This window comes from Mycobacterium sp. 852002-51971_SCH5477799-a, assembly GCF_001667145.1.
Taxonomy (GTDB): domain Bacteria; phylum Actinomycetota; class Actinomycetes; order Mycobacteriales; family Mycobacteriaceae; genus Mycobacterium.
Genome location: NZ_LZIF01000044.1, coordinates 38734 through 65060, shown reverse-complemented (window position 1 = coordinate 65060; position 26327 = coordinate 38734). Strand labels below are relative to the sequence as shown.

The 26327-nt window shown below is 67.8% G+C and carries 23 protein-coding genes; 11 read left to right on the top strand and 12 right to left on the bottom strand.

From position 1 onward, the window contains the following. Positions 1-85: 85 nt before the first annotated feature. Complete coding sequence (locus A5753_RS04860; RefSeq protein WP_067123991.1) at positions 86-1252, top strand: acyltransferase; 1167 nt, start codon at positions 86-88, stop codon at positions 1250-1252. Here the strand turns inward: A5753_RS04860 and A5753_RS04855 are convergent. Together A5753_RS04855 and A5753_RS04850 are read right to left on the bottom strand one after the other, a co-directional pair. After that, positions 1249-2721 carry an AMP-binding protein gene (locus A5753_RS04855; protein ID WP_067123986.1) on the bottom strand — a complete coding sequence of 491 codons (1473 nt, stop codon included), beginning with the start codon at positions 2719-2721 and terminating at the stop codon, positions 1249-1251. The genes A5753_RS04860 and A5753_RS04855 overlap by 4 nt on opposite strands. After that, complete coding sequence (locus A5753_RS04850; RefSeq protein ID WP_067123984.1) at positions 2714-3694, bottom strand: phosphotriesterase; 981 nt, start codon at positions 3692-3694, stop codon at positions 2714-2716. The genes A5753_RS04855 and A5753_RS04850 overlap by 8 nt, the downstream gene beginning before the upstream one ends. Before the next feature lie 124 nt (positions 3695-3818). Here A5753_RS04850 and A5753_RS04845 point away from each other — a divergent pair, with 124 nt between their 5' ends. Further along, the gene (locus tag A5753_RS04845) at positions 3819-5522 is read left to right on the top strand and encodes an acyl-CoA dehydrogenase (RefSeq protein ID WP_067123983.1); all 1704 of its coding nucleotides are present in this window, start codon (positions 3819-3821) and stop codon (positions 5520-5522) included. 40 nt (positions 5523-5562) lie between these two features. On the opposite strand, the gene A5753_RS04840 is transcribed toward A5753_RS04845, so the two are convergent. Beyond that, positions 5563-6507, bottom strand: coding sequence for a DUF5996 family protein (locus tag A5753_RS04840; RefSeq protein ID WP_369829292.1), 945 nt, complete (start codon positions 6505-6507; stop codon positions 5563-5565). 180 nt (positions 6508-6687) lie between these two features. Between A5753_RS04840 and A5753_RS04835 the strand changes: the two genes are divergently transcribed. Continuing rightward, positions 6688-7371 carry a TetR/AcrR family transcriptional regulator gene (locus tag A5753_RS04835; RefSeq protein ID WP_067123982.1) on the top strand — a complete coding sequence of 228 codons (684 nt, stop codon included), beginning with the start codon at positions 6688-6690 and terminating at the stop codon, positions 7369-7371. Further along, the gene (locus A5753_RS04830; RefSeq protein WP_067123981.1) at positions 7368-8309 is read left to right on the top strand and encodes a R2-like ligand-binding oxidase; all 942 of its coding nucleotides are present in this window, start codon (positions 7368-7370) and stop codon (positions 8307-8309) included. The genes A5753_RS04835 and A5753_RS04830 overlap by 4 nt, the downstream gene beginning before the upstream one ends. 119 nt (positions 8310-8428) lie before the next feature. On the opposite strand, the gene A5753_RS04825 is transcribed toward A5753_RS04830, so the two are convergent. Continuing rightward, entirely contained in the window at positions 8429-9847 is a 1419-nt protein-coding gene (locus A5753_RS04825; RefSeq protein WP_067123975.1) for an NADP-dependent succinic semialdehyde dehydrogenase, read from the bottom strand. 89 nt (positions 9848-9936) lie between these two features. Here A5753_RS04825 and A5753_RS04820 point away from each other — a divergent pair, with 89 nt between their 5' ends. Beyond that, positions 9937-11583 (top strand): acetolactate synthase large subunit, encoded by a 1647-nt coding sequence (locus A5753_RS04820; RefSeq protein WP_067123974.1) that lies wholly within the window; start codon positions 9937-9939, stop codon positions 11581-11583. A gap of 22 nt (positions 11584-11605) precedes the next feature. Here the strand turns inward: A5753_RS04820 and A5753_RS04815 are convergent, their stop codons facing one another. Further along, a complete protein-coding gene (locus A5753_RS04815) occupies positions 11606-12031 on the bottom strand; it encodes a hypothetical protein (protein WP_156655945.1) in 426 nt (141 codons plus the stop codon). Between the two features lie 258 nt (positions 12032-12289). Between A5753_RS04815 and A5753_RS04810 the strand changes: the two genes are divergently transcribed. Next, positions 12290-12763 carry a DUF309 domain-containing protein gene (locus A5753_RS04810; RefSeq protein ID WP_067123965.1) on the top strand — a complete coding sequence of 158 codons (474 nt, stop codon included), beginning with the start codon at positions 12290-12292 and terminating at the stop codon, positions 12761-12763. Here the strand turns inward: A5753_RS04810 and A5753_RS04805 are convergent. Then, complete coding sequence (locus A5753_RS04805) at positions 12740-13333, bottom strand: DUF488 family protein (RefSeq protein WP_067123962.1); 594 nt, start codon at positions 13331-13333, stop codon at positions 12740-12742. The genes A5753_RS04810 and A5753_RS04805 overlap by 24 nt on opposite strands. Before the next feature lie 18 nt (positions 13334-13351). Beyond that, positions 13352-13564, bottom strand: coding sequence for a DUF2945 domain-containing protein (locus tag A5753_RS04800; RefSeq protein ID WP_067123961.1), 213 nt, complete (start codon positions 13562-13564; stop codon positions 13352-13354). A 104-nt stretch (positions 13565-13668) separates the two neighbouring features. Here A5753_RS04800 and A5753_RS04795 point away from each other — a divergent pair, with 104 nt between their 5' ends. Together A5753_RS04795 and A5753_RS04790 are read left to right on the top strand one after the other, a co-directional pair. Then, entirely contained in the window at positions 13669-14580 is a 912-nt protein-coding gene (locus A5753_RS04795) for a LysR family transcriptional regulator (RefSeq protein ID WP_067124128.1), read from the top strand. Between the two features lie 109 nt (positions 14581-14689). Next, positions 14690-15844, top strand: a complete 1155-nt coding sequence (locus A5753_RS04790; RefSeq protein WP_067123960.1) for an NAD-dependent formate dehydrogenase — start codon at positions 14690-14692, stop codon at positions 15842-15844. Between the two features lie 7 nt (positions 15845-15851). Here A5753_RS04790 and A5753_RS04785 read toward each other — a convergent pair whose 3' ends face one another. The 4 genes from A5753_RS04785 to A5753_RS04770 all read right to left on the bottom strand — a co-directional run bounded on the left by A5753_RS04785 (position 15852) and on the right by A5753_RS04770 (position 22210). Further along, entirely contained in the window at positions 15852-17303 is a 1452-nt protein-coding gene (locus tag A5753_RS04785; protein ID WP_067123959.1) for a lipase maturation factor family protein, read from the bottom strand. Positions 17304-17391: 88 nt separating this feature from the next. Continuing rightward, the gene (locus A5753_RS04780; RefSeq protein ID WP_067123958.1) at positions 17392-21585 is read right to left on the bottom strand and encodes an alpha-(1->3)-arabinofuranosyltransferase; all 4194 of its coding nucleotides are present in this window, start codon (positions 21583-21585) and stop codon (positions 17392-17394) included. Between the two features lie 160 nt (positions 21586-21745). Beyond that, a complete protein-coding gene (locus tag A5753_RS04775) occupies positions 21746-21919 on the bottom strand; it encodes a DUF2613 domain-containing protein (RefSeq protein WP_007769006.1) in 174 nt (57 codons plus the stop codon). 87 nt (positions 21920-22006) lie between these two features. Beyond that, positions 22007-22210, bottom strand: coding sequence for a DUF2613 family protein (locus tag A5753_RS04770; RefSeq protein WP_067123955.1), 204 nt, complete (start codon positions 22208-22210; stop codon positions 22007-22009). A 110-nt stretch (positions 22211-22320) separates the two neighbouring features. On the opposite strand from A5753_RS04770, the gene A5753_RS04765 reads away from it, so the two are divergent. The 3 genes from A5753_RS04765 to A5753_RS04755 are packed head-to-tail and all read left to right on the top strand — an operon-like array spanning position 22321 to position 25451. After that, the gene (locus A5753_RS04765) at positions 22321-23478 is read left to right on the top strand and encodes a glycoside hydrolase family 3 N-terminal domain-containing protein (protein ID WP_067123951.1); all 1158 of its coding nucleotides are present in this window, start codon (positions 22321-22323) and stop codon (positions 23476-23478) included. Positions 23479-23538: 60 nt separating this feature from the next. Then, positions 23539-24177, top strand: coding sequence for a TetR/AcrR family transcriptional regulator (locus A5753_RS04760; RefSeq protein ID WP_067123949.1), 639 nt, complete (start codon positions 23539-23541; stop codon positions 24175-24177). Between the two features lie 20 nt (positions 24178-24197). Further along, positions 24198-25451 carry a chloride channel protein gene (locus tag A5753_RS04755; protein WP_067123947.1) on the top strand — a complete coding sequence of 418 codons (1254 nt, stop codon included), beginning with the start codon at positions 24198-24200 and terminating at the stop codon, positions 25449-25451. A 17-nt stretch (positions 25452-25468) separates the two neighbouring features. Here the strand turns inward: A5753_RS04755 and A5753_RS04750 are convergent, their stop codons facing one another. Continuing rightward, the gene (locus A5753_RS04750) at positions 25469-26311 is read right to left on the bottom strand and encodes a MaoC/PaaZ C-terminal domain-containing protein (protein ID WP_067123946.1); all 843 of its coding nucleotides are present in this window, start codon (positions 26309-26311) and stop codon (positions 25469-25471) included. Between the last annotated feature and the right edge of the window lie 16 nt (positions 26312-26327).

Genomic DNA, 26327 nt, shown 5'->3' with positions numbered 1-26327 from the left:
GCAGAAAGTAAGGCGGCGGCTTACCGACCTGTCGCTCGGTCCCCCCGGGTGTACCCATCGCCGGGCAGCGCAGCACAGGCAAACTGTGGTGGTGAGCGATGACCAGCGGGTGGGCGGGGTCCGCAGTTTCCTGCCGGCCGTGGAAGGCATGCGCGCCTGCGCGGCCATGGGCGTCGTGGTCACGCACGTCGCGTTCCAGACCGGGCACTCCAGCGGTGTTACCGGCAGGCTGTTCGGCCGCTTCGACCTCGCCGTGGCGGTGTTCTTCGCGCTGTCGGGTTTTCTGCTGTGGCGCGGACATGCCGCGGCCGCACGGGATCTGGGACCCCGCCCGGCCACCGGCCACTACCTGCGGTCCAGGGTCGTTCGCATCATGCCCGCCTATGTGGTCGCCGTCGTGGTGATCCTGACCCTGTTGCCCGACGCCGACCACGCCAGCCTGACGGTGTGGTTGGCGAACCTGACGCTCACCCAGATCTACATCCCGCTGACGCTGACCGGCGGGCTGACCCAGATGTGGAGCCTGTCGGTCGAGGTCAGCTTCTACCTGGCTTTGCCGGTTCTGGCCCTGCTAGCGCGCAGGCTGCCGGTGCGCGCCCGGGTGCCGGCGATCGCCGCGCTGGGGGCCCTCAGCTGGGCGTGGGGCTGGGCGCCCATCCAGTCCGGGTCCGGCACGAACCCGCTCAACTGGCCGCCGGCGTTCTTCTCCTGGTTCGCCGCCGGCATGCTGCTGGCCGAGTGGGTGCACAGCGGGATCGGGTTGCCGCACCGCATCGCGCGCCGGCGGGTGCTGATGGCCGCCATCGCGGTCATCGCGTACCTGATCGCGGCGTCGCCGCTGGCCGGTCCCGAAGGTCTGGTGCCCGGCACCCCGGGCCAGTTCGCGGTGAAGACCGCGATGGGTTCCCTGGTGGCCTTCGCCCTGGTCGCCCCGCTGGTGCTGGACCGGGTGGACACGGCGCATCGCATCCTGGGGACCACCGCGATGGTGACCCTGGGGCGCTGGTCCTACGGGCTGTTCGTGTGGCACCTGGCGGCGCTGGCCATGGTGTTTCCGGTGCTCGGGACGTTCCCGTTCACCGGCCGAATGCCCACGGTCTTGGTGTTGACGCTGATCTTCGGATTCGCGATCGCCGCGGTCAGCTACGGGCTGGTCGAGTCACCGTGTCGAGAAGCGTTGCGCCGCTGGGAGAAACGTGAGAAGCCGAGCGAAAGGCCCGTCGACGCCGAGGCGGACGCGATTGCGCCCTAGCTCGTTTCCGCCGCCGCCAAGCGCTCGATGATCTGGCTGCGCACCGCCGATCGGCGGGCCTTGCCGGCGTCGTCACGCAGCGGGGTCTCGACGAATTCGACGGTGTGCGGGACTTTGTACCCCGCCAGGTTGTCGCGTAGAAAGGCCTGCACGCCAACGGAATCCAGGTTCGAACCGTCGATCGGGTGTACGAGCGCGTACGGCACCTGGCCGAGATCCTCGTGGGGGACGCCGACGACCAGACACGACAACACGTCCGGGTGCGCGGACAGCGCGTTCTCAATCTCGGCCGGGTAGACGTTGCGGCCGCCGACGGTGAACATGTCGACCCGGCGGTCCGAGAGGTACAGGAACCCGTCGGCGTCGAAATAGCCGAGATCGCCCAGCGAGTCCCAGCCGTCGCGGCTCTTCGCCGTGGCGCCGACATAGCGATAGGTGGGCGCGCTGTCCGGACCGGGCCGCATGTAGATCTCGCCGACCACGCCCGGCGGGCAGGGATTGGCGTCGTCGTCGAGCACCTTCATCTCCCCGGCGACCACCACGCCGACCGAACCGCGGTGCGTCAGCCACTGGTCGCCGGAGATGAACGTCAGCGCCTGTAATTCGGTGCCGCCGTAGAGTTCCCAGACCTTCTCCGCGCCCAGCAGGTCGATCCAGGCCTGCTTGATGGCTGGCGGGCAGGGCGCCCCCAGATGCCAGAACCGCCGGATCGAGGACAGGTCGTAGGAGCCCGGGTCTGCCCGGTAGACCGGCAGCGTCCGCTGCATGATCGTCGGGACCGTCGTCAGGAAGGTGACGCGATGGTCGGCGATCAGCCGGAGGAACCGCTCGGGGTCGAAGCGGCTCATCAGCACCAGGTGATGGCGCATCAGCAGCGCGATGGTTGCGGTGGTGAAGCCGGTGTTGTGCGACAGCGGCACCGGCACCAGCGTGGTGTCGCCCTCCTGGGCGCCCAGCGGATAGCCGATCGCCGAGGGTATCCGGCTGTCGCCGCCGGATTCGATCAGCTTGGGCCGACCGGTGCTGCCGCCGGATCCCATCGCTTTCCACACCGGCGAGACCGCCTCCGGCAGCGCGGCGTCCGGCAGCGCCGGGTCGGGTTCGAATCCGGCTGGCACACTGGGGAACTCGGAAGGTTCCCGGCCGACCAGCAACGCAGGCGGTCGCAACTCGAGCAGGGCCGCCAGCTCCGCGTCGGGCAACCGCGCGGACAACGGCTGCGGCACCGCGCCCAGCTTCCAGCACGCCACCGCGGCCTGGATCCACTCGACCGAGTTGGGCAGCACCATCGTCACGTAGTCGCCGACGCCCACGCCGCGCTGGGCATAGGCGCGGGCCAGCCGGTTCGTCGAGCGATCGAGTTGGGCGCGGGTCAGGGTCACCCCGTCGCAAGTGACCGCCAGCTCGTCGGGAGCGAGTTCGGCCAGCGCCGAAATCTGCGTACCGATCGGCGGGATCGGCTCACTCATAGGCGCCCTGGTGCTCGAAGATGCGGCGCGGATTGTCCACCAGCATGGTGCGCAGCTGCTCGTCGGTGACGCCGCGCTCCTTGAGCGCCGGGATGACGTCGTTGTGGATGTGCAGGTAGTGCCAGTTCGGCATAACCTGCGACACCAGCTCGTCGGGCAGCGCGTCGAAATAACAGTTGGCGTCGTGCGAGAGCACCATCTTGTCGGCGTGCCCGCGCTCGCACATCTGCACGACGGTGTTCACCCGATCTTCGAAGGGCAGGAACGCGTCGATCCCGAAGCGGTCCATGCCGAGGTAGGAGCCGGCCGCGATGAGTTCCTCGAGGTAGCCGATGTCGGTGCTGTCACCGGAATGCCCGATGATCACCCGGCTCAGGTCGACGCCCTCTTCTTCGAAGATGCGCTGCTGTTCGAGGCCGCGTCGCAGCCCGGCGTGGGTGTGGGTCGAGATGGGCACCCCGGTCCGCTTGTGCGCCTGGGCGACCGCGCGCAACACCCGCTCGACGCCGGGGGTGACGCCGGGTGTGTCGGTGGCGCACTTGAGGATGCCGGCCTTGATGCCGGTGTCGGCGATGCCCTGCTCGATGTCGCGGACGAACATGTCGGTCATGATCTCCGGGCCGCCGAGCTCTCCGCCCGGGCCGAGGTAGTGGAAGTACATCGGAACGTCGTTGTAGGTGTAAAGCCCGGTTGCCACAACGATATTGAGCTCGGTTTTGGCCGCGACCCGGGCGATGCGGGGGATGTAGCGGCCCAGACCGATCACGGTGAGGTCGATGATGGTGTCCACGCCGCGGGCCTTCAGCTCGTTGAGCCGGTTGATGGCATCGGCGACGCGCTGTTCTTCGTCGCCCCACGCTTCGGGATAGTTCTCCGCGATCTCGGTGGTCATGATGAACACGTGCTCATGCATGAGGGTCACGCCTAATGCAGCGGTATCGATGGACCCGCGAGCGGTATTGAGTTCGGACACGCCACTGATGCTAGGTCGGCTGGCGCGTGACCAACAGGGCCGCTTTGTTCCAGGTAGCCCGGCGGCCGCCCTATTGCAGTACCGTCACCCTCGTCTTGGTCGAGAACCCGCTGGGAGTCACGTCATGTTGCTCAATCCGAATAACCTGCAACGCCGGTACCCAGACCGCCGCTCGGGGGAGATCATGGCCGCGACGGTCGACTTCTTCGAGTCCCGGGGCAAGGCCCGGCTGAAGTCCGACGATCACGAACGAGTGTGGTACTCGGAGTTTTTGGACCACATCGGCCGGGAGCGGATCTTCGCGTCGTTGCTGACTCCGAGCGTCTACGGGGCCGAGGATTGCCGCTGGGATACCTACCGGATCAGTGCGTTCGCCGAGATCGTCGGCTTCTACGGGCTGAACTACTGGTACCCCTTCCAGGTCACCGCGCTGGGCTTGGGCCCGATCTGGATGAGCGCCAACGAGGACGCCAAGCGTAAGGCCGCAGCATTGCTCGAGGCGGGCGAGGTCTTCGCCTTCGGCCTGTCGGAGCAGACGCACGGCGCGGACGTCTACCAGACCGACATGAACCTGACCCCGTCGCCGGACGGCGGCGGCTGGACCGCCACCGGGGAGAAGTACTACATCGGCAATGCCAACGTGGCTCGGATGGTCTCCACCTTCGGCAAGTTCGAAGGCACTGACGAGTACGTGTTCTTCGCCGCCGACTCCCAGCATGATCGCTACGACCTGATCAAGAACGTGGTGAACTCGCAGAACTTCGTGGCCAACTACGCGCTGCGCGACTACCCGGTCACCGACGCCGACATCCTGCACCGCGGGCCCGAGGCCTTCCACGCCGCCCTCAACACCGTCAACGTCTGCAAGTACAACCTCGGCTGGGGCGCGGTCGGCATGTGTACCCACGCGATGTATGAGGCGGTCACTCACGCGTCCAACCGGATCCTGTACGGGACGGTCGTCACCGACTTCAGCCACGTGCGGCGGCTGCTCACCGACGCCTACGCGCGGCTGGTCGCGATGCGGCTGGTCGCCACCCGGGCCTGCGACTACATGCGCAGCGCGTCGGCCGAGGATCGCCGCTACCTGCTGTACAGCCCCCTCACCAAGGCGAAGATCACCAGCGAAGGCGAGCGGGTCATCACCGCGCTGTGGGACGTCATCGCCGCCAAGGGCGTGGAGAAGGACACCATCTTCGAGGCGATGACGCGCGAAATCGGCCTGCTGCCAAGGTTGGAGGGCACGGTCCACATCAACATCGGGCTGCTCGGCAAGTTCATGCCCAACTTCCTGTTCGCCTCCAACGGCGCGCTGCCGTTGATCGGCCGCCGCGACGACGCGGTCGACGACGCGTTCCTGTTCGCGCAAGGGCCCACCGGCGGCCTGGGCAAGGTGCGCTTCCACGACTGGCGCGCGCCGTTCGACACCTTCGGGCATCTGCCCAATGTCGCGCTGCTGCGCTCTCAGATCGACGTGCTCGCCGACATGCTGGCCGGCGCCACCCCGGATGCCGCGCAGCAGAAGGACATCGACTTCGCCTTCGCCGTGGGTCAGTTGTTCGCGACGGTGCCCTACGCCCAACTCATCCTGGAGGAGGCCGGGCTGTCGGGGGTCGATGAAGCGTTGATCGACGAAATCTTCGCCGTGTTGGTCCGCGACTTCAACGCCTACGCCGTGGAGCTGTCCGACAAGCCCGCGACGACGGACGAACAGGCCCGGTTCGCCCTCCGGATGATCCGCCGGCCCGCCCACGATCCCGCACGCTACGACCAAATCTGGAAGGACCACGTGCTGCCGCTCAGCGGCGCCTACCGCATGCGGGCCTGAGCGTAAGGCCGCGCCCACCTACGACCTGCGCCAATCGCGCTCATGCGCGAGTTTGATGGGCCTTCCAGCGATCGGGGTCGTCTTCGAGCGTGGCGCGGTCCCAGTCGGCATGCACCGCGGCCGCTTCGTAGGTGTCTTGCAAGAACCCGAGGAGCGTCTGGTCGGGGTCGGCTGCCTGCCGCACCGCCTCGTATGGCAACAGGTATTCACCGAGATCCTTGTCGTAGCCCGCCTGCTCAGGGCTGACCGGGTGGTCGGCGAAACCGTCGGGTTCGGGATAGGCGTAGGCGTAGAAAGCGCCCTCGTCACCCCCGCCGGGAAAGAATCCGCAGCTGCTCAGTTCTCGCGAGTAGCCCTCGATCATCACCCAGTCTCCGCAGTTGGGTGCGCCGCCCGGGTGGCGGGGCGCGCCGCGCCCGGAAAATCTGGTGCATGCGAGATCCATTGCGCCCCAGAAGAAATGGACGGGACTCACCTTACCCATGAACCGGGACCGAAACTGGCCGAGCACGCGGTTCGCCGCAACCAGCTGGCGCCAGAACAGGTTTGCCGCATCGGGGTCGTATGACGCATGTTCGACATCTTCGGCGAACGGCAGGGCCGGATCTACCTCGTTGGGGTGCGCTTGGATGCGCGTGGAGAAACCCAGCTCGTCGAGTGCCCGCATTGTCTGCGAGAAGAACTCGGCCACCGATTTCGGTTCCAGCCGCACACTGCGGGTCGCACCGGTGCTGCTGCGGATCATCAGCACGTGGTCGATGAAATCGAACTCCATATCGAAGACCGCTGCCCCGTACGGGATCGCCGACGTCGTCAAACCGCGCGGGGTCACATACGAGGTGACCTGCCACCAGTGGTTGACCAACGGCGAATGGGCCAGCCGGACCTTGCCGACAATCTGAGCCCACATGTGCAGTGTCTGCCTCGTTGGAGCCCAGTCGTCTACCCGCAGGCTGGGCCACGCAATGCTGTCGTGCGTCGTCACGATCACTCCTTGGCTCTGGTCAGGCGTCCGGCTTTCGCCGGGCCGCTATCACCGATAGTGCTCGCTTGCCTAATTTCTCGCCGGTGAGGCTCGTCGAGGATGCGGTCTGCCGAAGCGGAACCTTGACTGTGAGCTCCCTCACAGTAAAATGACCAGTGGTCATTCAGTTCAGGAGGAGTATTGCCAACGGTCACCTGGGCACGCGTCGACCCCGCCCGTCGCGCCGCGATCATCGAAGCCGCGGAGTCGGAATTCGGGGCCCATGGGTTCTCCCGGGGCAGCCTGAACGTCATCGCACGCCGCGCCGGGGTCGCCAAGGGCAGCCTGTTCCAGTATTTCGCGGACAAGCGTGACCTGTATGCGTTTATCGCCGACATCGGCAGCCAACGGGTGCGCGCCTACATGGAAGACCGCATCCGCGAACTGGACCCGAGCCGACCGTTTTTCGACTTCCTCACCGATTGGCTCGACGCGTGGGTGGCCTACTTCGCGGACCATCCGCACGAACGCGCGCTGCACGCCGCGGCGACCCTTGAGGTCGACACCGAAGCCCGCGTCAGCGTGCAGAACGTCATCCACCGTCACTACCTGGAAGTAATGCGCCCGCTGGTCCGCGATGCGCACAACCGCGGCGACCTGCGTGCGGATTCCGACACCGATGCACTGCTGTCGTTGCTGCTGTTGATCTTTCCGCACCTGGCACTGGCGCCCTACATGCGCGGCCTGGATCCGGTTCTGGGGCTCGACGAGCCCACCCCGGAGCAGCCGGCGCTGGCGGTGCGCCGACTCGTCTCGGTGCTGGCGGCCGCGTTCTCGGCTGCGCCGGTCAACGCAGCCCCAAAACGATCTGAGGAGGTCACATGAATCGCACCCGAATCCACTCGATGGTCCAGGGCGGTCTCAACTGGGACAGCTTGCCGCTCAAGCTTTTTGCGGGCGGCAACGCGAAGTTCTGGAATCCGGCCGATATCGACTTCTCCCGCGATCGCGAGGACTGGGACCGCCTCACCGAGGACGAACGCCACTACGCGACCCGGCTGTGCGCCGAGTTCATCGCCGGCGAGGAATCGGTGACCCAGGACATCCAGCCGTTCATGGCCGCGATGCGGGCCGAAGGCCGGCTCGGCGACGAGATGTATCTGACGCAGTTCGCCTTCGAGGAGGCCAAACACGTCCAGGTGTTCCGCATGTGGCTCGACGCCGTCGGCATCACCGAGGATCTGCACAACTTCCTCGAAGACGTGCCGACCTACCGCACGATCTTCTACGAGGAGCTGCCGGACTGCCTGAACGCGCTGACGGTCGATCCGTCGCCGGCCGCCCAGGTGCGGGCGTCGGTGACCTACAACCACATGGTCGAAGGCATGCTGGCGCTCACCGGTTACTTCGGCTGGCACAAGATCTGCGTGGAACGCGGCATCCTGCCCGGCATGCAGGAGCTGGTGCGGCGCATCGGCGACGACGAGCGACGGCACATGGCGTGGGGCACCTTCACCTGTCGGCGCCACATCGCCGCCGACGACGCCAACTGGGGCGTCTTCGAAACGCGGATGAACGAGCTGATGCCGCTCGGCCTGCGCCTGATCGAGGAAGGCTTCGCCCTCTACGATCCGATGCCGTTCGGCCTGTCGGTGGACGAGTTCATGCAATACGCCGCCGACAAGGGGATGCGGCGCTTCGGCACCATCTCGAGCGCCCGCGGACGCCCGGTCGGCGAGATCGATCTCGACTACTCGCCGGTGCAACTCGAGGACACCTTCGCCGAGGAGGACGAGAAGGTACTGGCCGGGGCCTCCGCCTAGTGGCGGCGGCCCGCTGCGCCCGGCTGCGCCGCGCTTGCGACCGCCGCCCTGCCTAGTGGCGGCGGCCCGCTGCGCCCGGCTGCGCCGCGCTTGCGACCGCCGCCCTGCCTAGCGCGCGGTCACTCGACCTTGTTGCCACCGGCCGAGGAGCCGCTCTCGGTCTCCCCGACCCACACCGTCTTGGCGTTGACGAACGCCCGGATGCCCAGGCCCGCGAGCTCGCGTCCGTATCCGGACCGCTTGACGCCGCCGAAGCCTAATTCGGGATAGGACACGGTCATTCCGTTGATGAAGACCTGCCCGGCCTCGATGTCGTCGATGAAGCGCTGCTGCTCGGCCTCGTCGTTGGTCCAGGCGTTGGACCCCAGGCCGAACGTGGTGGCGTTGGCGATGTCGATGGCCTCGTCGATGTCGGCCGCCCGGTACATCGACGCGACCGGCCCGAACACCTCCTCGGTGTAGAGGGCCATGTCCTTGGTGATGTCGGTGACCACCGTCGGCGGGTAGAACCACCCCGGCCGGTCGATGGGCTTGCCGCCGAGCCGGATCTTGGCGCCCGCCGCGGCGGCGTCGTCGACCTGCTTGGCGATCTCGTCGCGGCCCGACTCGGTGGCAAGCGGACCCACATCGGTGTCCGGGTCGGTCGGGTCGCCGATCGTCAGCGCCTCCATCTGCTCGGTGAACTTGTCGACGAACGCGTCGTAGATGTCGGTGTGCACGATGAACCGCTTTGCGGCGATGCAGGACTGGCCGTTGTTCTGCACCCGGGCGGTGACCGCGGTCTTGGCGGCCTCGTCCAGATTCGCCGACGGCATCACGATGAACGGGTCACTACCCCCGAGTTCCAGCACGGTCGGCTTGATCTCGTCGCCGGCGATGGCCGCCACCGACTGGCCGGCCGGCTCGCTGCCGGTCAGCGTGGCCGCCGCGACCCGAGGGTCGCGCAGGATGCGCTCGACCGCGCTGGAGGAGACAAGCAGGGTTTGGAAACACCCCTCGGGGAAACCGCCGCGGGTGATGACGTCGGCGAGGTAGAGCGCGCTCTGGGGAACGTTTGACGCGTGCTTGAGGATCCCGACGTTGCCGGCCATCAGCGCCGGCGCGGCGAACCGCACGGCCTGCCAGAGCGGGAAGTTCCACGGCATCACGGCCAGCACCACCCCGAGCGGTTGGTAGCGGGTGTAGGCCTTCTTCGCACCCACCGCCTCGGCGTCGGCCGGCTCGTCGGCCAGCAGCTGCTCCGCATTTTCGGCGTAGTAGCGAAAACCCTTGGCGCACTTGAGCGCTTCGGCCTTGGCCGACTTCAGGGTCTTACCCATCTCCAGTGTCATCATGGCGGCGACGTCGTCGGCCTCGGCCTCCAGCAGGTCGGCCGTCGCGTTTGCCCACTGGGCGCGCTGGGCAAACGTGGTGTTGTGGCGGTAGTCGAGGAAGCGTTCGTAGGCACGGGCAATCGCGGCGTCGACTTCTTGATCGGTGGCCGGGGTGAAGGTCTTCACTGTCTCGCCGGTAGCCGGGTTAATGGTGGCGATGGGCACGTCGGCCCTCCTTCATCAGGTTCGTGGTGCGTAGTGGCTAAAGTCCAACACCTAGCCTGCCACTATCGTTCCCCTAAGGGAGGTGTCGGATGAGCAAAGCTGCTGAGCTGATCGTCAAGTGCCTGGAAAACGAGGGTGTTTCCGTCGTGTTCGGGGTGCCCGGCGAAGAGAATATCCGGTTCGTGCAGGCGCTCGCGTCGTCGAGCATCCGGTATGTGCTCACCCGCCATGAGCAGGCCGCCTCGTTCATGGCGGAGATGTACGGCAGGGTCACCGGGCGGGCCGCGGTGGTCTCGGCGACGCTGGGGCCGGGCGCGATCAACATGCAGCTTGGGGTGGCCGACGCCACCACCAACAGCACCCCGCTGGTCGCGATCTCCGCGCAGGTGGGTCACGACCGGGAGTTCAAGGAGTCACACCAGTACGTCGACCTCGTCTCGATGTTCGCCCCCATCACCCGGTGGGCGGCCGGCGTCCCGACAGCGCGCGCCATCCCCGAGATGGTCCGCAAGGCGTTCAAAGTCTCCGAGGCCGAACGTCCGGCCGCGGTCTACCTTGCGGTGCCCGAGCACATCGACGCCGACGAGACCGACTACGACCTGGGACCGTTGCCGCGCAATGTCGTCCGCGCCGACGCCCCGGCGCCACGCCAGGTCGCCCGCGCCGTCGACGTGCTGCGCAACGCCAAGCGCCCGGTGCTGCTAGCCGGGCACGGCGCCGCGCGCGCCGACGCCACCAAAGCCCTGGTGCGCTTCTCCGAGGAATTCGGCATCCAGGTGGCCAACACCTTCCACGGGAAGGGCGTCATGCCCGACGACCACCCCAACAGCATCGGCACGCTGGGCTTCATGGGGCACGACTACGTCAACTTCGGGTTCGACAACGCCGACGCCGTCATCGCCGTCGGCTACGAGTTGCAGGAATTCGACCCGGTGCGGATCAACCCGCAGGCCGACAAGAAGATCATCCACGTTCACCGGTTCCCGGCCGAGGTCGACGCGCACTACTCGGTCGACGTGGGCATCATCGGCGACATCAGCGATTCGTTGAACGCCCTCACCGATGCACTGTCCGGCCACAGCTTCGCGCACGCCGCCGAGGTGCCCGGGTCGGGCCTGCTGGCGGAGGAATTCGAACGGGGCCAACAGGATTCGCGCTACCCGCTGGCGCCCGCGCGGGTGGTGGCCGACACGCGGGCGGCGCTGGGCCGCAGCGATGTCGTCCTGGTCGACACCGGCGCCACCAAGATGTGGATGGCCCGGCTCTACCCGACGTATGAGCGGAACACCTGTTTGATCTCAAACGGGTTGTCCACCATGAGTTTTGCCCTGCCGGGGGCGCTGGGTGTCAAGCTGGCGCAACCGGAGGCCAAGGTACTCGCGGTCGTCGGTGATGGCGCGTTCCTGATGAACTCGCAAGAAATCGAGACCGCCGTGCGCGAACGGATCCCGCTGGTGGTGCTGATTTGGGAGGACGGCGGTTACGGCCTCATCGAATGGAAGATGGACCTCGAACTCGGGGCGCACTACTACGTGAAGTTCAACAACCCCGACGTGGTGAAGTACGCGGAAAGCTTCGGCGCCAGGGGATACCGGATCAACAGCGCCGAGGAGCTGCTGCCGGCGTTGCGGACCGCGCTCGACGACGACGGCGTCTCGCTGATCAGTTGCCCGGTGGACTATTCCGAGAATCTGCGGCTGACCGACCGCCTCGGTGAACTCGACGAAACGCTGTAAGAGCCGCGCCGGCGGACAGGGGTCAGGACGACTGCTTGATCTGAATCTGGTCGGTGTAGGAGTAGCCGGCCGGGTGACCGCAGGCCGGGATGAGGTAGGTCTGTTGCGCAGTGCCCGCGAGGGTGTTCGGATCCCACGTCATATGGGAGCTGGTGGCGTAGAGGATGTATGCGCCGTCGGAGCAGGTGACGTTGTTCATCGTGTCCAGGACCCACTGACCGTCGACCAACCGCGCTTGACTGCCGCCCACCCCGGCCTTGATGAAGACGCAACCGTCGCCGCACGAGTTGACCGTCCAGGAGCTGTTGAAGGTTTGGCCCGACGGCGTCGTCGCGGTCTCGGTGTAGTTGCCATTCATCGTCGGTGCGTCGGCCGACGCCGCGCCGTCGGTACAGACGGCCAAGGCGGCGACTATGGCGGTTGTCGCGAAAACCCGTGCGAAGGCCATGACCATTTTCCTTCCGTCGAGCTCACCGAGGCATCGAGCGTTGACGATGGTGTATCACAGGTTGGCGTCCGTCGCGATTCGGCGAACTTCGCCGCCGCCGGCGGTGCGGTTGGCGATGCGCAGGGTGACGGCCGCGGTTGCGGCATGGCAATGAAAACTGTTTACTGCCAACGTAATTGACAGACGGGAATGAGGGTGCCGCCGTGCGGTGTTCGTCGAAGTTGCGCTCGGGACCGCGTGACGGGTGATGATGGATAGATGACGGAGCGTGATCGTGACGAATCGGGTCGGCCGCGCAATGCGCGACCGCGCGACGCTCTGGGCCGACCACTTTCGCCCGGCAGTGCGGGGGTGCCACGCGTTCCGGATGACCTGGCGCTGGCGCCGGCCGAGACCCTCGCGTACGCCCAAGATCTGTTGGATCGAGGTCTCGCCTTCAACGCTCACGAGGTTTTAGAGGCGGGGTGGAAGAACGGTCCGGCCAACGAACAGCCACTGTGGCAAGGCCTGACGCAGCTCGCGGTGGGGATCACGCACCTGCAGCGGGGCAACCCCAAGGGGGCAATGACGTTGCTTCGCCGCGCCTCCGGCCATCTCGCCCACGCGGATCGGCCGGCACCGCACGACATCGACGTCGCCGGATTGGTGGAGTACGTCAACGCTCTGATCGACGATGTTGCCGCCGGGGTTGATGTCACCGCGTCGCGGCTACGGCCCCGCCTCCTGGTCTGACACGTCGGATAGTCCCGACAACGTCGGCTCCGCCGGGTACGTCACGTGCCCGCGCTCGTCGACGACGGGTGTGGCCCCCCATTGTCCGAGCCGGTGCTGACGCGGGGCGGACCCGCTCATGAGGTGCCATACCGTCCAGCCTTGCGCGACAAGGTTGTTCGCGATCAGTTGCCGGTGGCACCGCCATGGCATGGGCTCGCCGCACATGATCGCCAGCCGGTTCGAGCGTGCCAGGGTGATCAGTCGGGTGAGCCCGCGCTGGTATTCGTCGGAAAGGGTGTAGTCGGCGTAGTTCTTGAAGCTCGCGTTCTGCCACCCGGCGTTGATGCTGGGATCGACGCCTTGCTGACGGCGGCGCCCGCCGAGTTCGGGAAGGTGAATGTAACCGATGCCGGCGTCACCCAGCCAGCGTGACATCTCCGCACTGCCGAACTGGGGGCTGCGTCGCGAGCCAGGCTGAGCGCGCACATCGGCGAGCAGGTCGATGCGGGCGTGATCCAGGGGTTCCAAGAAGGTCGGCACCGGGCAGGTCCAATGACCGATGGTCCAGATCTCGCGATGGTCGCTCATGGTCGTGCCGCGCGGGCTCTAGTCGATCTTCTCCAGGGCGTCGCCCTTGTGCATCGCGACGTGGTCGGTTTTGTCGCTTCTGATCTCGTATTGCGGGTCGTCTTTGGTGCAGTGCCGTTTGTGGCCTTTGTACTCGGTGTCGCGGGTGTGCTTTTTCACGATGGTGCCGCTCACCTGCCCGGCTTCGGAATTCCATCTGACGTGATCTCCGACCTCGAACTGTTTCGGCACCGTGCGTCTCCTTCACATGCTTCGCGTCACCAACCATGGCGCTGCACCCCTTCGGCCACCGAGACGAGTACCCGCTAGCGGCCCGCGACATGATCGAATGGCTCATGCTGTTCCGTCAGCTCGAATACTTCGTCGCGCTCGCCCAAGAGCGCCACTTCGCACGCGCCGCGAGCGCCTGTTATGTGTCGCAGCCCGCGCTGTCGGAAGCCATTCGCAAGCTCGAATCCGAACTCAACGTCCCGCTGGTGCGCCGCGGACAAAAATTCGAGGGCCTGACTCCAGAAGGTGAGCGGTTGGTACCGTGGGCGCGGCGCATTCTGGCCGACCGCGACGCCCTCAAACAGGAAGTCACCGCGTTGCGGGCCGGCCTGACCGGCGAACTGCGGCTCGGCGCGGTGCCGGCCGCCTCGACTACCGTTGCACTGCTTACGGATCCGTTTTGTGCGGCACATCCGTTGGTGCGCGTCCAGCTCGAGGTCAACCTGCGCTCGGCCGGGATCGTCGAACGGGTGCGCAAATTCGAATTGGACGCCGGCATCCTGTATCCCGACCAGCAGGACACCGCCGATTTGCTCGTCACCCCGCTGTACCACGAACAGCCGGTGCTCATCGCCGCCGCCGAGCTGCTCGGCGGTGAGTCGGAAACCATCGCGTGGTCCGAGGCCGTGCAATTACCGCTGTGTCTGCTGACGCAGGGCATGCGGGGACGCCGGCTCGTCGACGACGCGCTGGCCACCCACGGCCTGCAGGTCGCCCCGCAGCTAGAAACCGATTCGGTGGCCGCGCTGTTCGCTCACGTTCGCACTGGTCGGTGGGCGAGCATCGTGCCGCAACCGTGGATTCACACCCTGGGTGTGCCCCCCAGGGTCAGCGTGCTGCGGCTGCGGCGTCCCGCCGTCACCGCCTTGATAGCGCTGGTGACCAACAGGGCGAAGCCAGGCTCCTTGTTGGCCCGCGCGTTGCGGCGGACCGCGCGTGAGGCCCGCATCGGTGCGACGCTCAGCGAGACGCCCTAAGCTCCGCCTCGTGTGATCGGCGCTGCCTATCAGCCGGTCGGAATCGCGTCTTTGACAGCGCGTTGGCGGCCTCCAAGACTGGGGTTGATTCCGCTCAAGGAGGACTTCAATGGCCAAGTGTGTGATGGTGCTCTACCCCGACCCCGTCGGTGGCTACCCGCCGAGCTATGCGCGCGACAGCATCCCGACGATCCACGAATATCCCGACGGCAGCACCGTGCCGACTCCGTCCAAGATCGACTTCACGCCCGGCGAGCTGCTCGGCTGCGTCTCGGGTGAGCTGGGGCTGCGCAAGTTTTTCGAAGATGCCGGGCACGAATTGGTGGTGACGTCGGACAAGGACGGACCCGACTCGGAATTCGAGCGTGAGCTGGCCGATGCCGAGATCGTGATCTCGCAGCCGTTTTGGCCGGCCTACCTGACCAAGGAACGCATCGCCAAGGCGCCCAAACTCAAGCTGGCGTTGACCGCCGGCATCGGCTCCGACCACGTGGATCTGGACGCGGCGAAAGAACGCGGGATCACCGTGGCGGAGGTGACGTTCAGCAACAGCATCAGCGTCGCCGAGCACGCGGTGATGCAAATCCTCGCGCTGGTGCGCAATTTCGTGCCGTCGCATCGGTGGGCCGCCGAAGGCGGCTGGAACATCGCCGACTGCGTCGAGCGCGCTTACGACCTCGAGGGCATGGACGTCGGCGTCATCGCCGCCGGCCGGATCGGGCGTGCGGTACTTCGCCGGCTGGCGCCGTTCGACGTCAAGCTGCACTACACCGACACCCGCAGGCTGGCACCGGACGTGGAGAAACAACTGAACGTAACGTTTCACCCGGACGTGGAGTCGCTGGTGAAGGCCGTCGACGTGGTGTCCGTCCATTCGCCGCTGTACGACGACACCCGCAGGATGTTCAACGAGCAGCTGATCTCGACGATGCGGCGGGGCTCCTACATCGTCAACACCGCCCGCGCCGAGGAAACCGTCCCGGAAGCGATCGTGGCCGCCCTGAAATCCGGGCAGCTGGCGGGCTACGCCGGAGACGTGTGGTACCCGCAGCCGCCGCCGCCGGACCACCCCTGGCGGACCATGCCGAATAACGCGATGACACCGCATGTTTCGGGCACCACGTTGTCCGCTCAGGCGCGTTATGCCGCCGGCACCCGGGAGATCTTGGAGAGCTGGTTCGCCGGCAAGCCCATCCGTCCCGAGTACCTGATCGTCGAAGGCGGAAGGCTCGCGGGCACCGGAGCGCTGTCCTACCAGAAGTAGGACAGCCTCACCCGGCGCTGGTCGCCGTCGACAGGGCCATCGGCGGCACGTAACCGCCGACCAGGGCGCGATGCCACCAGGCCCGGTCACGGCGCAGCTCGGCCGGCGTGGTGAAGCGATACTGGTAGAGCTGGGCCCGCACGAACCGGGGTGGCGATTCGGGAAAAGGATTGTGGCGCAACAAGCGTAGGGTCGCGCGATCGTTTTGCAGCAACCGCTGCAAGAAAGGCCTCAGCCATGGCTGAGCGTAGCCGGGCGAGATCGCGGCGAACCACATCAGCCAGTCCAGGCGCAGATGATAGGGGGCCCATTGTCGCGGCAGCCGGCGCACCGCGCCCGGCTTGCCCTTGAATTCGTATTCCTTCCAGACGGTTTGGGCGGTAATGAGCGCGTCGTCGGTGCCTTCGATCACCACTTCGCGGCGGATCCGTCCGATGCTGCCAAACGCCCCGTAGGTGTTGACCAAGTGAAACGAATTGAACGACATGTTCATTCGCTGCCGTGACGACAACATGTTCGCCAGTGGCCAGTAACTCATAAACAACACGGCGGCCGTAACGGCGGCCACCAGGCCGACGAACCACAGCGGCGTCGCGGCCATACCCGCATGCGCGGGAACGAGCCCCTTGGGCAGCAGCAGCGCCACCGAGGCGTCGTCGATTGCGCTGAACGCCAGCACTATCGTCACCCAGTTGAGCCAGGCGAAATTGCCCGAGGCGACCAGCCACAGCTGGGTGACGACGATGATCACGGCGGCTACGCTGGCCACCGGTTGCGGCGCGAACAATCCGAACGGCACGGCCAGCTGCGCGAAATGATTGCCCGCCACCTCGATTCGATGCAGTGGTTTGGGCAGATGGTGGAAGAACCAGCTCAACGGCCCCGGCATCGGTTGTGTCTCATGGTGGTAGTACAAACACGTCAGGTCGCGCCAGCATGGGTCGCCGCGCAGCTTGATCAGTCCCGCACCGAACTCGACACGGAACAACAGCAGCCGAACCATCCAGAGCGTCAGCACCGGCGGTGCCACGTCGTGATTGCCGAGGAAGATCATCAGGAACCCGGTCTCGAGCAGCAGCGATTCCCAGCCGAACGAGTACCAGGTCTGCCCGACGTTGACGATTGACAGGTAAAGCACCCACAGCGTCAGCCACATAGACATCGCCGCCCACAGCGGCACCGCGTCGGCGGCCCCGACGGCGATCGCCGCCGACAGTGCCGCGCCGAACCACGAGATGGCCGAAAACAGCCGATCGGAATAACGCAGATGGAAAAGGCTGGGCGTGCGCCAGAAGGATTGCCTGGCCAGGTATTGCGGAATGGGCAGGATGCCGCGCTCGCCGATGAGCGGGCGAAACTGCACCGCGGCCGCGACGAAGCCGAGCAGGTAGATCACCGCGGCGCCGCGCTCGAGCACCAGTCTGCCCACCCAATATTCGGGTGCGGAGAACCAGTCCATGGCGCGTGACTCCTCGGTCGGTGACGGTTACGCCGGCCCGCGTATCCAGTGAATCAGCCGGTAGACGGGTAGCCAATAGCCTCGCCAACTATTCGTCGCGCGGGCCCCGCGTCCGTTCGGGCACCGCGACCACCGAAGCGGCAAGCACCGCAAGCGAAATCAGCGCAAGCAGCTGGACACCGGCGGAATGGCCGGCGTAGCCGTCGGCCGAGCGCCAGGGCTGCCGTGACAGCGCCGCCCCGGCCAGGATCAGCCCGCCGGCGCTGCACACCACGCTCAGGCGTTGCCAGCGCCGCCGGCGCAGCCCGTAGCGCAGGCCAAGGGCGACCCCCATCACCACCAGACCGCCCCAGCCGGCGATCAGCCCGGCGGCGGTCAGCGCCGGGACGGTCGCCCATGCGCCGGGCCGCCATGGCCGCGCCGGCGCGGCTGCGTCGTCCTCTCGCCGGGTGCGCCAGAGCGCGAGCAGCGCCAGCAGCGGCAGCAGGGCCAGCCCCACCGCCAGGCCCCCACGGTAGACCGAGTTGGAGCCGAACGTCAGCGTGATGGTGCCCGGGTCGCCCGCGGGCACCACCCAGCCCTGTTGCCACCCGTTGACGGCGATCGGCGTCAAGTGCGCCCCGGAGCTAGTGCGCGCCACCCAGCCCGGGTTGATGCTTTCGGGGATGACCAGCACCCGGGACGTGGCCGAGGCCGGTGCCTGCATCTCGCGGCGAGCCGGCCCCCAGGCCCGCCATGACGAAATACTCACGGGCCGCGCGCCTTCGGTGGAGGCGGACGCGGCCAGCTCGGCTCCGTCCACGACGAACTGAGCGCCGGGGCTGACCAACAGCTCCTGTTGGCCCGCGGGCAGCGCGATCGGGTCGCGGTCGCAGGGCACGGCCGCCAGCGGTGCGTCATCCAGGATGGCGCCGACGGTGGTGTGTATCGCGGTGTGCACGAACCGGCCCGCGACCGCGATGACCGGTCCGCGGTCGCAGCCGACGGTGATTTCCCGGGCGCGGTTGCGGGCCGCGTCGCCGGGCGCGATCGGGTTGCCGTCGGCGCCCAGCGCGGCGACCTCGGCCAACCCCGGCGGTTTGAGCTGGTCGAAACCCAACGCGTTGCGGTCGATGACGTCTTGCCAATTCAGCAGGCTGATCGTCACGGTGTCGGTCACCCGGGGTTTCAGCGACACGATCTGCGCCCCGTCGGGTCGCACCGCGGCGGCCTGCGGGCCATCGCCCAGGTTGACGGCCACCATCGTCGGGTGCGCGGGCAACGTCGACTGGCTCGGAGCCAGTCGCACCCCGGTGACCTCGGTGGGGCGGGGCAGCGTGAGCGTCAGGGTCGGCGCCGTTTTGTGCTGCACCACACGCTGCGGCGCCGTCCATGCGGTGGCCGGGTCGCCGTCGGCGGCCGCGTACGCGGAGCCGAGGACGTCGACGACGTTATCCGAATCACCATGAGCCACAGTGATATTCGGCTCGGTGATCAGGTCGGCCAGCTTGGGGCCCTGGCGCGGCCGCACCCACACCGTCGGGGTCACCGACCTCGCCGTCGGCACGGTCAGGGTCCGGCTGAAATTGACCGGTTCCTCCGGGGCCAGGGCCATCGACGGCGCGCAGCGCATGCCGTCGGGAGCTTGGGCGCAACCCGGTCTGCCGAGCAGCTCCGATCCCAGGTCCCACGCGGTGACCGCCGATCCCTGCGGCGGCCCCGGCACCCGCACGGTGTGCCGGAGTTCGACCTGATGGGCAAATCCGGATGCGTCGTATTGGGTGATCGACAGGTCGGTGATGCCGAACTGCACCCCGGCGGATCCGTCGTCGGTGCCCGCGGCGGTGATTCGCACCCACGGCGTCTCGCCGTAGGGGAGTGCCGCGGCAAGCGGCTTGCCCGGTTCGTCGAAGCGCAAAGTGGTGCTGCCGGTGGCCGTTTCGATCAGGATGCGGCGCACCTGGGCGCCGACGGCGGTCGCGCTGGGCGTCACCGTGATCGCCGCATTGGTCACCGGGTGGTCGAAGTCGACCCGCATCCACTGACCGACGGCGGCCTGCAGCGAGTTCGACACCCAGGCGGTCGCCGAGTCCCCGTCGATTGCCGCGGCCGGCGAGTTCGCCGGTGCGACGTCGGGCATCGCGGTGGAATCCGACGACGAACTCGATACCGTGATCCGCCCGCCGGTCCAGGCGCCGGTGACCGGGTCGGCGCCGGGGACGGGGTAGTCGGGCACCCGGTTGTACGTGTGTCGCGCATCGCCGGGGGCCCGGATCGCCGACGAATGTTGGTCAACCCGACCATAATCCGTCTCGCGGGCGACCGGGGTGTCGGTGATCGTCACCCCGGCATTCATCGGCAGCCCGGCGCCCCGGGCGTCCGCGGTCAGCAGCGCCGGGCCCAGCGGCGGCTGACCCAGCAGCCGCCTGCGCTCGTCGAGACGCAGCAGCGCCTCGGGCCCGCCGTCGACCCGGGCCATCCGGTCGGCGTCGACGAAATACGGTGTGGCGGGGTCGGTGTCGCCGCCCACCCGATAAATCTCGACCGCCGGGTATCGGGGCCGCAGCCCGCTGTCCGCGACGAAACCCGCCAGGGTGCCCGGCCCCACCGGCGCACCGAACTGTGCGACCTTGCGCAGCCCCGGCGATCCGTCGACGGCGCGGTGCACCAGGATCGGGCGCGCCGAGCGCGACGTGTCGGGGTCCAGGTCGTTACGCAACACCAGATAGGAAATGCCTTGGCGGGCAAGGGTATCGGCCAAGCCGGCTGAGGGTCGGCCGGCGGCGAACAAGCGCTGCACCGAATCGAGCGCCCGGATGGTCTGCGGCGGGGTCAGCGGGATGGAATCACGCACCCCCCACGGGCTGGCGCCCAGCACCTGCAGCGGCTCGTCGTGGCTGGTGCCCCACACCTGAGTGGCGAATGGTGCCCCCGGAACCACGAGTACCCGGCCGGGTGTCGGCGTCCCGGTGTTGTGTTCGGTCAGCCAGTCCGCGGCCTGGTGCCAGTACTGCGGGATCGCGGTGAAGGTCCCCGGCGGGGCCAGCCGACCGGTCCACGCCAGTGACGTGCTGACCATCAGCGCCGCCACGACGACGATCGCCGCCGCGACCCGCTTGTCACGCTCGGGATGCGCAAAGGCACGCAGCCACACCAACATTGGCGCGCTGCCCGGCAGCGGTATCCGGCCCAGCAGCTGCGCGAGCCCCAGCACCACGGGGATCCTGATCACCGAGCCGAGCTTGTGCACGTTGCGCAGCGGGGCGCCTCCGGCGTCCAGGAAGGCCTGCACCGCGTGCGCCACCGGCGAGCCCAGCCCGCCGCTGTATCCGGCGGCCATCAGGACCACCCCGACGAACAACATCGTCACCAACCGCCCGCGCGCCGGCATGGCCGGGCTGGCCAGCCCCGCCAGTCCGGCAGCCGCGACCAGGCAGGTCCCAAGCACGGCGGCCGACCCGGTCACCAGTGGAGCGCCCGCGGTGGCGGTCGGCGCAACGTACGGGGTCCAGCTGTCGGTACCGCGCAACATCTCGACCAGTGACGACCATTGCGTCGTCACGCCGGAGGACTCGATGAAGTCCAGGAACGGAGGGCTGATGGCGCGCAGCATCACCAGCGCCACCACCCACCACAGCGTGCCCAACAGCAGCGCCACCACCCACCAGCCGGTGTAGCGCCACCACAACCGGCTCGGCCGGTGGCACGCCCACCAGATCACCGCCGGCAGGCAGCCGGCCAGGGTCGCGATGGCGTTCACCGCGCCCATCAGCGCGACGGCCAGGCCCGCCTGCCCGGCCAGCGCCCGCACGGAGCGGCCGCCGGTGGCCCGCAGCGCCAGGATCGTGGGCAGCAAGACCCACGGCGCCAACATCATCGGCAACGTCTCCGAGGAGATCGATCCGAGGGTGGTCAGCACTCGCGGCGACAACGCGAATGCGACCGCGGCGATCACCCGTGACGCCGGGCTGCCAATCCGCAGCGCCTCGCCGACCCGCAACAGTCCCCAGAAGCCGACCGTGAGCAGCAGCGCCCACCACAGTCGCTGGGTGATCCAGCCGGGCACGCCCAGCGCATGGCCGAGCAGAAAGAAGGTGCCGTGTGGAAACAGGTACCCGTAGGCCTGGTTCTGCGCCTGCCCGAACGGCAGCTCGCTGTTCCACAGATTGGTCGCCCGGGCCAGAAAGCGCAGCGGGTTGGCGGTCAGGTCGAGCTTGGTGTCGGGGGAGACCCGCCCGGACGATTGGATGAACGCCAGGGCCAGCGCGATCGCGCCGACCAACCACAACCACCGTCGCGACACTGGCGCGGCGGTCGAGCAGGAGAGCGAGGTTGCGGGCCCCGTCCGCGGCGCTGAACGCGACGGCGGCGACCCGCTACGGCCGGCTTCGTCCTGTAATGGCGACCCGCTGCGCCCGGCTACGCCGCGCTTGCGATCGCCACGGCCGCGCTTGCGATCGCCGCTAGCTACGGTTGCCGTACTCGACCCGGTTGAGCACTGACGACTGCGGATCGCCCCCGGGAAGTGGCGGCTTCGTGTCTTGCTGGACCATCAGCGTGATCCCGAAGATCGCGGCCGCGCCGAGCAACAGGCCAACCACAACGCTCGCTGCGGCGGGCGCAACGATCCGGTTCATTCGACGGCTCCTGAGTGTCGGCTTGCGGTCGTGACTTTCAACCTAGCGCCAACCTAGCAGAAGCCCGCCCGGCCGCCGGGCCGCTGGTCACCAGTGCAGACAGTGTCCGTGGACACAGCGGTCGCCGTATTCGACCTGATAGGGACCGGCCGTCAGCGCGGGGCGTTGAACGGTTGGCACCTGCACCAAGCTGTGGTCGGCGACGGCCAGGGTGATTCCGACCGTCGTCGCCACCCCGACGGACAAACCGACCGCGACGCTGACCGCGGCGGCCAACGTGAAACCGTTCATCGCTGGCTTCCTCCCTGCCAGTCAACAGGCGCGCAGACCCCTGATCAGCAACGTACCGCTGATGCCCCCTGGAGCCGGGTACGAAACGCCCGTCGTGAAAGCATGGCCCGATGGCATTTTCGCGCACCTTCGCCGTGCTCGCAGCCGCGTCGACCCTGGTGGCCGGCTGCGGCCACCACACCGCCCACCCGCCCCGCTCGTCGACGTCCGCGCCGAGCAAGCCGGTGGCCGCCCCGGCTCCGCCGGTGTGCGCCGACCCGTCGGCGGTTCCGGCGACTTTGGATATCCGCGACAAGCTGGCCCAGCTGTTGATGGTGGGCGTCAAGAACGCCGACGACGCCCGGGCCGTGGTCAACGGCTACCACGTGGGCGGGATCTTCATCGGCAGCTGGACCGACCTGTCGATCTTCCACGGCCCGCTGGCCGACATCACGGCCAAGGCGGGGCCCCTGCCGCTGGCGGTCAGCGTCGACGAAGAGGGCGGTCGGGTCTCGCGGCTGAAATCGCTGATCGGGACGTCGCCGTCGCCCCGCGAGCTGGCGCAGACGCAAACCGTCCAGCAGGTACATGACCTGGCCGCCGACCGCGGCAAGAAGATGCACGACCTGGGCATCACCGTCGACTTCGCCCCCGTCGTCGACGTCAGCGACGAGCCCGACGACGCCGTGATCGGCAACCGCTCGTTCAGCTCGGATCCGGCCACCGTCACCGACTATGCCGGGGCTTATGCGCAGGGGCTGCGGGAGGCCGGCCTGCTGCCGGTGCTCAAGCACTTCCCGGGCCACGGGCACGGCTCGGGTGATTCGCACACCGGGGGTGTCGTCACGCCGCCGCTGGACAGTCTGCAGAACAGCGATCTGGTGCCGTACCGGTCTCTGGTGGCGACGGCGCCGGTCGCGGTGATGGTGGGCCACTTGCAGGTTCCCGGACTCACCGGCGACGCCCCGGCCAGCCTGAGCCCCGAGGCGGTCCAGCTGCTGCGCAACGGCGTCGGCTACAAGGGCCCGCCGTTCACCGGGCCGGTGTTCAGCGACGACCTGTCCAGCATGGCCGCCATCTCCGACCGGTACGGGGTATCGGAGGCGGTGCTGCGCAGCCTGCGGGCCGGTGTCGACGTCGCGCTGTGGGTCACCACCGACGAGGTGCCTGCGGTCTTGGACCGGTTGCAAAAGGCTGTGGCCTCAGGCGAATTACCGGCCAAACAGGTCGACGAGTCGCTAGTGCGGGTGGCGACGATGAAGGGCCGCAGCGCCACCTGCGGGCACTAGTGGGTGTGCGGCGGGGCCGCGTTGCTTACTCTTGAGTCAGATAGGACGGAGAGGCAAGCGATGGCCGGTGGTACCAAGCGGTTACCGCGTGCCGTTCGCGAGCAGCAGATGCTCGACGCCGCCGTGCAGATGTTCTCCGTCAACGGCTATCACGAGACCTCGATGGACGCCATCGCCGCCGAGGCGCAGATCTCCAAGCCAATGCTGTACCTGTATTACGGCTCCAAGGAAGACCTGTTCGGCGCCTGCCTGAACCGGGAGATGGGCCGGTTCATCGACGTGGTGCGCGCCGACGTCGATTTCCAGCAGAGCCCCAGCGACATGCTGCGCAACACCATCGCGTCGTTCATGCGCTACATCGACGCCAACCGGGCGTCCTGGATCGTGATGTACACCCAGGCCACCAGCTCGCAGGCGTTCGCCCACATGGTCCGCGAGGGACGCGAACAGATCATCGAATTGGTGGCCGGGCTGATGCGGGCGGGTAGTCGCAACCCGCGCTCCGAGCGGGAGCACGAGATGATGGCCGTGGCCCTGGTGGGGGCGGGCGAGGCGGTCGCCAACCGGCTCAGCACCGGCGACGTGGATGTCGAGGAGGCGGCCCAGCTGATGGTCGACCTGTTCTGGTACGGCCTCAAGGGCTCACCGGCGGAACGGGAAGCGGCCGCGGCGGGCGGCTCGGACGCCGCGAGCGACTAGGCCTACATTCGTTGGCCCGGATGAGCGCTGCCAACTCGGACCGCGGCAACGTCGATTTCTTCTGCGCGGTAATCATCGTCGGGTTGCTCGCCGGAGTTGCCGGATTGGCGACGACGTTCGTGCTGCGAGCAGTCCAGCACGCCACCTACAACTACAGTTTCGGCGCGCTGCTGGCGGGGGTCGCCGCCAGCAGCCCGATCCGCCGGATCGTCGGCCCGATGATCGGCGCCGCCCTTGCGGGCCTGGGGTGGTGGCTGTTGCGGCGCCGGGCGGAGGTGCCGCCACTGGCGCAGACCATCGCCGCGCGGGAACCCGTGCCGAGGCTTTCCTGGAGCGTCGACGCCTTGCTGCAGGTGCTGCTCGTCGGATCGGGTGCGTCGCTGGGGCGAGAAGGGGCGCCGCGTCAATTCGCCGCAGCGCTAAGCGATTTGGGCACCGGGTGGCTCAGGCGGCTCTCAGCGCGCGATCGTGAGGTCCTGTTGGCCTGCGCGGCGGGGGCCGGGCTGGGCGCGGTGTATGCGGTGCCGCTGGCGGGGGCGCTGTTCTCGATCCGGATCCTCCTCAGCACCTGGCAGCCCCGCGCGGTGGGCGCGGCGTTTCTCTCCTCGGGCCTGGCGGTCGCCGTCGGTTCGGCGATCACTCGCGATCAGCCCAACCTGCAGTGGCCGCCCGAGGAGTCGACGTATCTGCTGACCGCGCACGGATTGCTGCTGGCGCCCGTGACTTTCGCGGTGGGACTGGCCTTCAACCGGTTGATGGCCCTGGCACGGCCCGCCCGCCCGATGCGGACGGTGCTGCTGATCCCCGCGCTTGCCGGGGCGGGCCTGGTGATGGGGATGTGTTCGCATTGGTGGCCCGAGTTGCCCGGCAACGGCCGAAGCATCCTGACGGTCAGCCTGGCCAGCGGCATGACCCTGCTGTCGGCGCTGGCGATTCTGGCGCTGAAACCCCTTCTGACAGCGCTGTTTCTGCGGGCCGGCGGGGCGGGCGGATTGCTGACGCCCTCGCTGGCGACCGGCGCCGCCGCCGGCTCGGCGCTGGTGCTCACGATCAACTGGGCTGCCGGGACAGACCTGCACGTGCCGGCGGTGTCGCTGGCCGGGGCCGCGGGCGTGCTCGCGGTGACGCAGGGCTCACCGATCTGGGCGGCGATCTTCGTCTGGGAGCTCGCCCGGCCACCGCTGTGGTTGTTCCTGCTTTTCCTGCTGACCGCGACCACCGCCCACGGTTTGAAAGTGCTTGTCCAGGGCCGCAGTCCGACGCACGCGGGCTAGCGGGTCGCCACGGTCGCCTAGAGCGCCCGGACCGTGCCGGTCAGATGCGGGTATCCCTTGGCGATATTGCGCAGCGAAATGTCCCAGCCGCCATCGTGTTCGTCGATGTAGAGGCCCGCGGTCGCGGGCAGCACCACCGGCTTGCCGAACCGCACCGAATACCGGACCGCATCGGGAATCTGCGCTTCGATGTTGGCCAATACGGCTGCCGCCGTGAACATTCCATGCGCAATCACCGTCGGGAACCCGAACAGCTTGGCCGCGACCGAATTGGTGTGGATCGGGTTGTGATCGCCACCGACGTCGGCGTAGCGCCGGATCAGCCCCGGACTGATGCGCAGCACGGTGGACGGTGGCGCCAGCTTGGGCTGCTTCTGTGGGGGCGGCTTTGGTTCGTCGGACAGGCTGGTCCGCTGCTGGTGCAGGAAGGTCGTCACCTGATGCCAGGCGGTGTCGTTGCCCACGCTGACGTCGGTCACCAGATCCACCAGCAGACCCTTGCGGTGCTCGCGTAGGTTTTCGGCATGCACCCGCACCCCGACGGTATCGGTGACGGCGATCGGACGGTACTGGGTGATGTGGTTCTCGGTGTGCACCGATCCCATTGCGGCGAAAGGGAAGTCGAACCCCGTCACCAGCGACATCAGCGCCGGAAAGGTCAGCGCGAACGGGTAGGTCAGCGGGACGTGATTGCCGTAGCGCAGGCCGGTCACCCCCGCGTACTCGGCCACGTTGGCGCGGTCGATGGGCAGTTCCTCGATGGTCACCTCGCGGGCGGGCAGTTCGCTTCCACGTGACACCACCGGCAGGGCCCCGGCAGCCGCACGCAGCATGTTCTTCAGGCCGCTTGGCTGGTTCATGGCGTTCTCCTTGACA

Excerpts from the sequence above, each read along its gene's own strand:
- A5753_RS04855 (WP_067123986.1), bottom strand. The coding sequence starts at position 2,721 with ATGAGTGAGCCGATCCCGCCGATCGGTACGCAGATTTCGGCGCTGGCC.
- A5753_RS04845 (WP_067123983.1), top strand. The coding sequence starts at position 3,819 with ATGTTGCTCAATCCGAATAACCTGCAACGCCGGTACCCAGACCGCCGC.
- A5753_RS04830 (WP_067123981.1), top strand. The coding sequence starts at position 7,368 with ATGAATCGCACCCGAATCCACTCGATGGTCCAGGGCGGTCTCAACTGG.
- A5753_RS04820 (WP_067123974.1), top strand. The coding sequence starts at position 9,937 with ATGAGCAAAGCTGCTGAGCTGATCGTCAAGTGCCTGGAAAACGAGGGT.
- A5753_RS04815 (WP_156655945.1), bottom strand. The coding sequence starts at position 12,031 with ATGGCCTTCGCACGGGTTTTCGCGACAACCGCCATAGTCGCCGCCTTG.
- A5753_RS04810 (WP_067123965.1), top strand. The coding sequence starts at position 12,290 with ATGACGGAGCGTGATCGTGACGAATCGGGTCGGCCGCGCAATGCGCGA.
- A5753_RS04805 (WP_067123962.1), bottom strand. The coding sequence starts at position 13,333 with ATGAGCGACCATCGCGAGATCTGGACCATCGGTCATTGGACCTGCCCG.
- A5753_RS04795 (WP_067124128.1), top strand. The coding sequence starts at position 13,669 with ATGCTGTTCCGTCAGCTCGAATACTTCGTCGCGCTCGCCCAAGAGCGC.
- A5753_RS04790 (WP_067123960.1), top strand. The coding sequence starts at position 14,690 with ATGGCCAAGTGTGTGATGGTGCTCTACCCCGACCCCGTCGGTGGCTAC.
- A5753_RS04785 (WP_067123959.1), bottom strand. The coding sequence starts at position 17,303 with ATGGACTGGTTCTCCGCACCCGAATATTGGGTGGGCAGACTGGTGCTC.
- A5753_RS04775 (WP_007769006.1), bottom strand. The coding sequence starts at position 21,919 with ATGAACCGGATCGTTGCGCCCGCCGCAGCGAGCGTTGTGGTTGGCCTG.
- A5753_RS04770 (WP_067123955.1), bottom strand. The coding sequence starts at position 22,210 with ATGAACGGTTTCACGTTGGCCGCCGCGGTCAGCGTCGCGGTCGGTTTG.
- A5753_RS04765 (WP_067123951.1), top strand. The coding sequence starts at position 22,321 with ATGGCATTTTCGCGCACCTTCGCCGTGCTCGCAGCCGCGTCGACCCTG.
- A5753_RS04760 (WP_067123949.1), top strand. The coding sequence starts at position 23,539 with ATGGCCGGTGGTACCAAGCGGTTACCGCGTGCCGTTCGCGAGCAGCAG.
- A5753_RS04755 (WP_067123947.1), top strand. The coding sequence starts at position 24,198 with ATGAGCGCTGCCAACTCGGACCGCGGCAACGTCGATTTCTTCTGCGCG.
- A5753_RS04750 (WP_067123946.1), bottom strand. The coding sequence starts at position 26,311 with ATGAACCAGCCAAGCGGCCTGAAGAACATGCTGCGTGCGGCTGCCGGG.